Origin of the sequence: Desulfobaculum bizertense DSM 18034 (genome assembly GCF_900167065.1) — a bacterium.
GTDB lineage: Bacteria > Desulfobacterota > Desulfovibrionia > Desulfovibrionales > Desulfovibrionaceae > Desulfobaculum > Desulfobaculum bizertense.
Window position 1 is genome coordinate 19297 of the sequence record NZ_FUYA01000015.1, and the last position, 9910, is coordinate 29206.

Here is a 9910-nt window from a genome sequence, read left to right on the forward strand (position 1 = left end):
TCCCCTGACCGAAAATCTTTTTAAACACCTGCACCTGTGCAGGTGGAATACATTCTCAAACAGCTGTGCCCAAAGGCGAAAAGCAGACTAGATGTCCAGCTCGCCAACGGCCAGAGCATTACGCTCGATGAACTCGCGGCGCGGCTCGACCTGGTCACCCATAAGATTGGAGAACAGCTCGTCAGCCTGCACAGCGTCATCAACGGAAACCTGAAGCATGGTCCGCTTTTCCGGGTCCATTGTGGTTTCCCAAAGCTGCTCTGGGTTCATTTCACCCAGACCTTTGTAGCGCTGGATGTTGATGCCCTTGTGTGCCTCGGCAAAGACCGTATCCAAAAGGGCAAACATGCTCTCGGTGGAAACCTTGCTGCCGTCTTTCAGTTCAAGCTCAAAACTCTGGGAACCGCACAGATCCATGATTTCCTTGAAGGTGTCATAGCTCTGCTTAAAGATCTTGGAATTGAAGAACTCAACACCAGCACGGGTGCGATGACCTTTGTCGTTCTCAAAGTACACATAGCGGCGGGACTCAACATCATCCTCAAAGACTTCTGTGGTCACCTCATAGCCACGCTCACCAATAAACTGCTTGAGCATGTCCAGATCGCCATTGTTCAGGGCCTCTGGAGTCAGCTTGACCGGGAAGGACAGAAGCTTGTGGAAGAGATCAGCAGAAATGCCAATCTGCTCTGCTTCGTGAGTCTTGCCGCGCAGCATGTTGATGCTGTGCATCAGCTTCTCAAAGTCTTCATTCTCAAACAGCTTGCCAGCGATGTCGCTGCAGCCAAGAGAACGTACCTTGAGTTCGCCAGCAGCGCGCTCAAGCAGGAAGTCAGACAGCTCGGATTCGTGCGTGATGTACTTCTCGAACTTGCCCTTGTGCACGCGGTACAGCGGCGGCTGAGCAATGTAGAGATAGCCGTGCTCGATGAGCTGCGGATAATGACGGAAGAAGAAAGTCAGCAGCAACGTACGGATGTGCGCGCCGTCGACGTCAGCATCAGTCATGATGACGATCTTGTGGTAACGGAGCTTTTCCAGCTCAACGTCTTCCTCATTCTGTCCAATGCCTGCACCCATTGCCGTAATAATCATCTTGATTTCACGGTTGCCAAGCATCTTGTCAAAACGGGTGCGCTCAACGTTCAGGATTTTGCCTCGAAGCGGCAGAATTGCCTGAATGCGAGGGTCACGACCCTGCTTTGCAGAACCACCTGCAGAATCACCCTCAACGATAAAGAGTTCGGATTCTTCCGGCTTTTTGGTCTGGCAGTCAGCGAGTTTGCCCGGCAAAGCGTTGTCTGCCAGAGCACCTTTGCGGCGAACCAGATCCTTTGCCTTGCGGGCAGCTTCGCGGGCGCGGTGCGCATCAACAACCTTGTCTACAATCGCGCGAACCTCCTTAGGGTTCTCGTTGAAGTAGGTGTTGAGGCGATCGTACACCAGACCAGACACAAGACCGGCCACTTCGGAATTGCCCAGCTTGGTTTTGGTCTGTCCCTCGAACTGCGGAGCAGGAAGCTTCACGCTCACAACAGCAACGAGTCCTTCGCGGACGTCATCGCCGGAAAGCTTCACCTTGAGCTTCTTGGGCAGGTCAGAGTTCTGGATGTAGGTGTTGATGGCGCGGGTCAGGGCTGTCTTGAAGCCCTGAAGGTGCGTCCCACCTTCGATGGTTCTGATGTTGTTGGCAAAAGTCAGCATCACTTCCTTGTAGGAGGTGTTGTACTGCAAGCCAAAGTCAACAACGATGTTGTCAGAATCACCGGAGTCAAAAATCACGGAGTGAATAGGCGCATTGCTTCCGTTCAGATCGTTAACGAACTGGGAAATGCCGCCCTCAAACTTGAAGACGTCATTACGCTGGGTGCGCTCATCACGGAAATCAATCTCCAGTCCGGGATTCAGGTAAGCAAGCTCCTGGAAGCGCTTACGCAGGATGTCGTACTGGAACTGATTGGTTTCAAAAATTTCCTCGTCGGGACGGAAGCGGATAGTGGTGCCACTGCCCTCAGCGTCGCCGCCATTTTGCAGCTCGGTCACCGGAACACCACGCTCATAGCGCTGGCTCCAGATTTTGCCGTCACGGCGAATGGTCACGTCCAGAGTCTCGGAAAGTGCATTAACGCAGGAGACACCAACGCCATGCAGGCCGCCGGAAACTTTGTAGCTGTTGTTGTCGAACTTGCCGCCTGCGTGCAGCACGGTCATAACAACTTCAACAGCCGGGCGGTGTTCCTTGGGGTGCATGTCGACCGGGATACCACGGCCGTTATCTTTAACCGTGACACTGTTGTCGAGGTGCAGGTTGATCACGATTTTTGAGCAATATCCAGCCATGGCCTCGTCAATGGAGTTGTCGACAACTTCATAGACAAGGTGGTGGAGTCCACGGTGGTCCGTGGAACCGATGTACATTGCAGGGCGCTTTCGGACAGCGGAAAGCCCCTCCAAAATAGTGATGCTCTCTGCCGTATATTTCTGCCCTTTGGAATTCTCGCTCATTATTCGGCGCCTTCCTCGCTGTAATATGTTTCTTCAATGACCTTCATGGGCATAATGATGACCTTGTAATCAGCGTCATCATCGCCCAGCACACCGCAGGGGCCTTCGGCACCAGTCAGTTTGAAATTCACCTTCTCAGAAGCGAAGTGGTTGAGAATTTCAATCAGATTGCGAGTGGGGAAAGCGATTTTTTTCAGATCACCGGAGTATTCAACACTGAGCTGCTCGGTGGCGGTACCAATGTCCTGCCCCTGGCTGTAAATCTGCAGCTCGCCATTTTCGCCAAACTGGAAATAGGCGCAGCGGTTATTCTCGGTGTTAAAAATCATGATTCGCTCAAGAGCATCAATCAGCTCGAGGCGGTCAACACTCATTTCAGACACGCCAGCATCACCAATACGGCTCAGGAACGTGTTGTAATCAGGGTACTGATAGAAGGACAGCGGAAGACTAAAGGTCTCGCGCTTGTCTGCTGTGCGGAAGAAAAGACGCTTGTTGTCGATGCTCAGCTCGATCTCGTCGCCGGAGAGCCATTTTTTCAGTTCAACAAGGTATTTCTTCTGAATCAGGACGCCACCTTCTGGCAGCAGACCGTGCAGGTCGTCGTGCAAAAAGCTCTGCATGGCGAACTGGTGGCCGTTGAGACCACAGGATTCAATATTTTTTGTATCACGAGCAGGCATCAGACTCAGGCAGGCAATGGCCTCCATCGTGTCTTCATCGCTGATGCAGTATGCAGTCTTGTCGATAAGCTCCTGCAAAAAGTCGCCTGCCCAGAACACAGTGTGCTCTTCCGGGAACGCAGAAAAATTCTGGAACCAGCTTTTCTCGTTGGTTGGCAGCTTGTATTTGCGGTTGCCCTGCTCAATGGAAAGATATGGAGCTTCTTCTTCGGCCTTGAGCGTAATCTGGCCAGCAGGAAGCTTGCGGATAAGGTCATAAAAAGAACGGCCCTGAACACCAACAAGGCCCTCTTCGATGATTTCTGCACTGTAGGTACCACAGAACTCCAGATTGGAGTCCGTGGACATGATGCTCAGGGCACCATTTTCCACTCTCAGCCAGATAGTACGCAGAAAAGCCGCCCCTGTTTTGGCGGGGATGATGTTTGCCGACTTCTGCAGGCCCTCGATGATGTCGTCCCGGAACACCTTCAGAAACATCGTAATCTCCTTGTTTCAAACACTGAAACGAAATATCGCGACCGCAGTAAAAGCGGCACGCCTCTTTTTCCGTTAAAAATCTCCGGCAGAAAAGCCGCCGGTTTTTCTCAGTCCTCAGCCAGACACTTTTTCTTCAGAGCTTCAACCATATGTCGGAATTCGACATCTGTTGCCATTGTTCGCCGAACCTTTTTGACGGCGTACAAGGCTGTTGAATGGTCCCTGTTCCCAAAGAGCCTGCCCAGAGCGGGATAGGACAGCCCCAGGATGTCACGACACAGGTACATTCCCACCTGCCGTGCCTGCACCAAATCATGGTGCCTGCGGGCGCCAATCAGCTCCTCCCGCGAAAAATGCTTTTCTACAGCAACGACGTCCAGAATGTTTTCCGGCCGGATGTCTGAACGCTCCAGCCCCGTTGTCTGCGAAAGTATCCGGTCAAATTCTTTGCCAGATACTTCAGAATGCACGAGTTCCTTGTAGGCATAGACCTTGAGTAAAAGCCCCTGGAGGAGCCGAAGGTCTGCAATCCGTTCCACAAGGGTCAGCATTCTGTCCCGCGAAAGGTGAATATGTTTTGTTTTGCAAAAACGCTGCACGTACTTCAGCCGGACTTCGATATCCGGTTCCCGCAGGCCAACGATAAGCCCCCACTCAAGCCGGGATTTCAGCTTTGGTGCAAGGTAGTCGACACTGCCAAGATTATCCGCACAGGCAAAAACCATCTGCTTTTTGGCGTCGTAAAAGCTGTCAAAAAGCTGGAGCAGCTCAGTCTGGAAAGACGGGTAACGCTGCACACACTGGAATTCATCAAGGACAAGGATTTCATACGAGCACACATGCGCCCGCGCCTGAAAACGGTCCCCCTTGAATTTTCCTTCGTACAGGTCAATCAGTTCCTCAAGCGAGAGGTACAGGACTGCGTCTTTCTTCCCAATCCGCTGCCACAGGCCATTGGCCACGGCTCGCGCAAGGTGAGTTTTTCCACTCCCCTCCGGACCCGTTATGACAAACGGATTAAAAACATGATCTTTTTTGCGAACTACTTCCCGCGCTGAGCTCACAGAGAAATTATTTTTCTCATTCTCAATGAAGTTCGAAAAGGTAAACTCGTCCCCAAAAGGAAAATCAAGTCTCTTCCCCTCCGACTCCTGTGGCATCAGCTTTGGTGCGCCATGCGTTCCAGAACTACCAAGCGTCGTTGTGTAGTGAACCGTAAGCCCGGCGCCCCAAAAACGGTGCAGCTCTTCCTCAAAAGCTTCGCGTTTGCCATGATCAAACCAGCTCGCAAAATAGGCATGCGGAAAGACCACGGTCAGCTCGCCTCGATCTTCATCAAGTGAAAATCGGAGAGGATCGTACCAGGACTTCAGGTCCGCAGAAGCTATGTTCTTCTGCAAGTGTTGTCGGAGTGTTTTTTTCAGTTCGGAATCCATGAATGCAAGAGTTGTCGCAGCGGAGTTGCAGCGCATTACATGCAAGAAAAAAAGAGTTGCAGAAAACCCCGAAAAAGTGAGGATTTCTGCCGCCCAAAAAGCATATATCCTTATATCGTAATTCGCTCTCAAAGCCAAGCGAGATTCAGAGCAAAATACGCTTAAATAAAGGCTTCACGCCTACATTTTGGCCTCTAAAACCTCGCCCCGACCATTGCTTTTCGCTCCAAGATCAGACACCATGTGCCCGTACGTCTTATAACGCATTAGGGAGGAACCATGAGCAGCACACACGCTGTGAACAAAACCATTCAGGAAATCAACGAAAAGATTAAAAAAGGCACTGCCGTCGTTCTCAATGCAGAAGAGATGATCGACGTTGTGCGCAAAAAGGGAAAAGTACAGGCTGCCAAAGACGTCGACGTCGTCACCACCGGCACCTTCTCCCCCATGTGCTCCAGTGGTGTCCTCTTTAATATCGGCCAGACCATGCCGCCCACCATCAAGACGTCTCACGTCTGGCTCAACGGCGTCCCCTGCTACGGTGGTCTCGCCGCTGTTGACTCCTATCTCGGAGCTACCGAACCTGCCGAAGATGACCCGCTCAACAAGGTCTACCCCGGGCAGTTCAAATACGGCGGCTCTCACGTTATTGAGGACCTCGTCCGTGGTAAGGTCGTCCATCTGCGCGCAACAGCTTATGGCACCGACTGCTACCCTCGACGGGAACTCAGCAGGGACATCACCCTCGCTGACCTGCCAGAAGCTTTGCTCCTCAATCCGAGAAACTGTTACCAGAACTACAACTGTGCAGTGAACCTCACGAGCCGTCTCATTTATACCTACATGGGTCCGCTCAAGCCAAACGCAAAGAACGCCAACTATGCTACCGCTGGCCAGATCTCGCCGCTCTTCAATGATCCCTACCTCAAGACCATTGGACTCGGCACAAAGATCTTCATCGGCGGCGCACAGGGTTACGTCCTCGGCGCTGGTACCCAGCATGTCGCCAACCCCGAACGAAACGAGCGCGGTATTCCGCTCTCCGGCGCTGGCACACTCATGCTCAAGGGTGACCTCAAAAAAATGGATGAACGCTATCTCCGCGGCGTCTCTGTCGTCGGTTATGGCACGTCCCTTTGTGTCGGTGTCGGTATCCCGATCCCGATCCTGAACGAGGAAATGGCCTGGTTCACCGGTGTCAGCGATGAAGACATCGACATGCCAGTAAAAGACTACGGGTACGACTACCCCAACCGTCTGCCCCGTATTCTCAAGCATGCGAAATTCTCCGAGCTTGTCTCTGGCGAAATCGAACTCGATGGGAAAAAGGTCCCCACCGTTCCCCTCACCAGCTACACACGCTCTCTCGAAATCGCCAACGAACTCAAGAAGTGGATCAGCGAAGGCTCCTTCACCTTGACCGAAGCTCAGGAAGAAATCCCATCAAACTAATCGATCTCAAGGCGGAGCAGCTTATTCGGCTCTCCGCCCTTTCCGCTTTTCTCGACTCCTGCCCCCCCAGTGCCATCGCGGTATCTGGGGGGCTGGACAGTCGACTCCTCTCCACTCTCGCCGCCTCCGCCAAAGGGCACTTCACTGCTTTCCACCTCTCAGGCCCGCACATCACGCAGTTTGAAGAATCTCACGCGCAAGAATTTCTGGCCTCTCTCCCCTATTCTCACAGCAGTATCAGCATCGACCCGCTGAGCATTTCGCAGGTTGCACAGAACCACAAAGATCGCTGCTATCACTGCAAGCACGCCCTCTTCTCTCTCGCTCGCCAGAAGGTCTCTAAAAATTTTCCGCTCATTATCGACGGCACCAACGCCTCTGACCTCAGCACATATCGCCCCGGACTCAAAGCCCTCCAGGAATTGCACGTCTTTAGCCCCTTCGCCCATTACGGCATCACCAAGCAGGACATTAAGGACATCGCCAAAGCTATCGGCCTCAGCGACCCCGCTCAGCCCGCTCGGCCATGTCTCTTCACCCGATTCCCCTACAATGCTCCGATCTCCCACAAGCAGCTCCACCATGTCGCCCTGCTCGAAGATCAGCTTCTCGCCGCTGGGTGGACAAATTTTCGCGTTCGCATCCTCAGCGGCTCCCCCGTCCTGCATCATGCCTCACCCCTCAATCTCTCGCTCAACAACCCAACTCACCTCACCCCCATCCTCGTCCCTTCCCTCAGCGGGTACTGGGATAAATAGCAACACGTGTGGGTGGGGTACGAGACTCTGTCTCGTGCTCTGCAAGGGGCGCAGTTTTATTGGGGCGCTGCCCCAAACCCTGCAAGGGGCGCTGCCCCTTGACCCCGCCCAAGGACGAGGCCCTTGGGAATCCCGATTTCGCTCAAAAAATACGGCTGAATGGGATGAAAGCTTCGCTTTCCTCTCCATCAGCCGTATTTTTTGAGCTAGGGGAATTTCCCGAACGTGTGTTCTTCTGCCTTTTTCTGCCGCACTTATTTTCTTTTTGAACGCTCGCGTTCAAAAAGAAAATGGTGGCAACACACGGGAAAGAGAACGACTTTCTTTTCGTTTTCTCACCCAAGTTTGAATTTCATTCACGCGAAGCGTGGAGGGAATTCAAACTCGATGAGGATACGTAAGGGAATCATTCCCTTACGCGGGGGTTTGGGGGCTGGCCCCCAACTTCCCCCACCCGCCCATCCAGCGCTAACGCGCTGGGGCAGGCCCCGGTTCTCTCCCATCCCATCCATCCAACATATCTACCTCTCTAACCATAATGGATCAGAAGAGATATCAATATTGCCGAAAATCATACGGTGACAATGAAGACGGAGGGAGACGGAGAGTGAGCTTCCATACTTGAGATCGCCGAGGATGGGGTGCTTGCGAGCGGCGAGCTGCACGCGAATCTGATGCGTGCGGCCGGTGAAGAGTTGAACCTGCACAAGGGTAACGCCGCTGTTCACAGAGAGTGAACAAAGCTGAGCGAGGGCGAGCTTGCCAGCGCCGACGCGCATTTTTTCTTTTCCACCGGGGGCGGAAGCTTTTTGAAGCTCGTCGCGCATCTCCCATTGGGTACCGACGGGAATTTCGCCATGAACCTGAGCGAGGTAAAATTTTTGAATAGAGTGGTCCTGAAAGCCCTGCTGTAAGTCGCGAAGCGCGGAATAACTGGTTCCACAAAAAAGGACACCGGAGGTATCGCGATCGAGACGATGGGCGGGGGTTGGGACAAACTCGGCATCGGGGAACTGCTGCCTGAGGCGCACACTCACCGCATCCACGTGCCCTGTTCCCGGCTGAACGGGAAGCCCGGCGGGTTTCTCAATGGCGAGCACCCCACCGGAATTGTACAAGACGGGAAGCGGTGTAAAGCTCGCAGCTGGTGCGGCGGGGGCGGCAGATTCGCGACGAATGGGCGGAACACGAACAATCTGCCCCTGCTCCAAACGGTCGTAGGGCTTGCGGCGGCCACCATCAACACGCACCTGCCCCTTGCGAATAATGCGCATAATGAACGACTTTGGAACATCCTTTCCGAGACGGCGCATGAGAAACTGTAAAAGCTTCTGCCCGGCCTCGGCGGAATGTACTTCGATGTGCTGAACTCCTGACATGGGGGAGTGATACCTCAGCAGGATAAGAAGGGAAAGAGGCGGAAAAGCCCGCCAGCGACGAAAAAGTATGACAAAACGTCATACTTATCTGTCAAGAAGGTGTGCAAGCGCGGGCCGTCCAATAAATGTAAAAAGCTCCTCCGGGTCGTAGCCCCGTTCTTTTACAGACCACGCCCAGTGCGCCACAATCCGCCGGACCTGCGGGCTAAAGCGCCGAAGGTCATCGCGCGGCCAGTACGAAAAAACAAGCTCTCGCGTACGCAGCGCCCAGTTCAAAGACTCCTGCGCTCTGCGGTCCGCTTCCTGCCCCGCCCACACCGATTGCTCCAGCGCAATGCCGTCCAGTGCCTTTTGCACCGTTTCCGGCAGGCTTTCAAAATGTTCACGGGATGTGAACACAACGTAGGGATGAACCTGCCCCGAAAGTGGAACAACGTAGCGGCAAAATTCTGCGTAGTTCAGATCACGAAGTAGATCAGCACTGCCAATAAGCGCGCTTATCGTCCCAGCACGCAGTGCTGGCCCTGTCTTGTCCAGCGGCAGATCAAACGGTACGGCCATAACCGACCGCGCGTACAGGTTCCCGTCCTTCATCGTCCGCATATGCACACCGCGTATCGACTCCAGCCCCGGCAGCTGCATCTTGCTCATCACGCTTATCGGGGCCGTCGTATACATCGCCAGCACCTTGATCGGCGCCTGCGTCATGTGTGGTGCATCGTACTTCGTAAAGACCTTCCAGAGTGCCTCGCTCGCCTCCTCTGCGTTTTTGAGGCGCACAGGAAGTGTCAGCATCATCGACGCAGGAAAAAACTTATCCAGCTCCGCCAATGGCAAACAAACAATGTCTGCTCGGCCCTCCAGCACCCCAGCGTATGCCTCCGATGCGTTCAGCAAGCGGCCACGCGTCGACAGCGTGACCTGCACCTCGCCGCCCGTCGCCCGCTCTATCGCCGCACCGTAGTGGCGCAGCTGTACTGACTCCAGCGCCGACAGCGGAAGCGTCGACGACGCCCGGAGACGAAGCTCCGCACTCGCCGAACTCACCCACATCAAAAGCACCACTACAAGCACGATCACTGCTTTTCGTCCCATCTTCTCTCTATACCCCAATTCCTCCACCTATGCGAGACTTACGAGACTCCGTCTCGTGCTCTGCAAGGGAAGCAGTTTTATTGGGACTCCGTCCCAAGCCCTGCAAGGGGCGCCGCCCC

7 protein-coding genes are annotated in these 9910 nt (G+C 53.9%); 2 read left to right on the plus strand and 5 right to left on the minus strand.

Annotated features, from left to right (window positions below; all coding sequences use genetic code 11):
- Positions 1-87 precede the first annotated feature (87 nt).
- The 3 genes from gyrB to B5D23_RS14475 all read right to left on the minus strand — a co-directional run bounded on the left by gyrB (position 88) and on the right by B5D23_RS14475 (position 5068).
- Complete coding sequence (gyrB, locus tag B5D23_RS14465) at positions 88-2505, minus strand: DNA topoisomerase (ATP-hydrolyzing) subunit B (RefSeq protein WP_078686170.1); 2418 nt, start codon at positions 2503-2505, stop codon at positions 88-90.
- Positions 2505-3668 (minus strand): DNA polymerase III subunit beta, encoded by a 1164-nt coding sequence (gene dnaN / locus B5D23_RS14470; protein WP_078686171.1) that lies wholly within the window; start codon positions 3666-3668, stop codon positions 2505-2507. The genes gyrB and dnaN overlap by 1 nt, the downstream gene beginning before the upstream one ends.
- A gap of 107 nt (positions 3669-3775) precedes the next feature.
- On the minus strand, positions 3776-5068 hold the full coding sequence (locus tag B5D23_RS14475; RefSeq protein ID WP_159446021.1) for a DnaA ATPase domain-containing protein: 1293 nt from the start codon (positions 5066-5068) through the stop codon (positions 3776-3778).
- Between the two features lie 315 nt (positions 5069-5383).
- Between B5D23_RS14475 and B5D23_RS14480 the strand changes: the two genes are divergently transcribed.
- A complete protein-coding gene (locus B5D23_RS14480) occupies positions 5384-6559 on the plus strand; it encodes a homocysteine biosynthesis protein (protein ID WP_078686173.1) in 1176 nt (391 codons plus the stop codon).
- On the plus strand, positions 6499-7317 hold the full coding sequence (locus B5D23_RS14960; protein ID WP_144012640.1) for an ATP-dependent sacrificial sulfur transferase LarE: 819 nt from the start codon (positions 6499-6501) through the stop codon (positions 7315-7317). The genes B5D23_RS14480 and B5D23_RS14960 overlap by 61 nt, the downstream gene beginning before the upstream one ends.
- Positions 7318-7838: 521 nt before the next feature.
- Here B5D23_RS14960 and B5D23_RS14490 read toward each other — a convergent pair.
- Both B5D23_RS14490 and dctP read right to left on the minus strand, forming a co-directional pair.
- Positions 7839-8696 carry a pseudouridine synthase gene (locus tag B5D23_RS14490; protein ID WP_078686175.1) on the minus strand — a complete coding sequence of 286 codons (858 nt, stop codon included), beginning with the start codon at positions 8694-8696 and terminating at the stop codon, positions 7839-7841.
- 84 nt (positions 8697-8780) lie between these two features.
- Positions 8781-9791, minus strand: a complete 1011-nt coding sequence (gene dctP / locus B5D23_RS14495; RefSeq protein WP_078686176.1) for a TRAP transporter substrate-binding protein DctP — start codon at positions 9789-9791, stop codon at positions 8781-8783.
- Between the last annotated feature and the right edge of the window lie 119 nt (positions 9792-9910).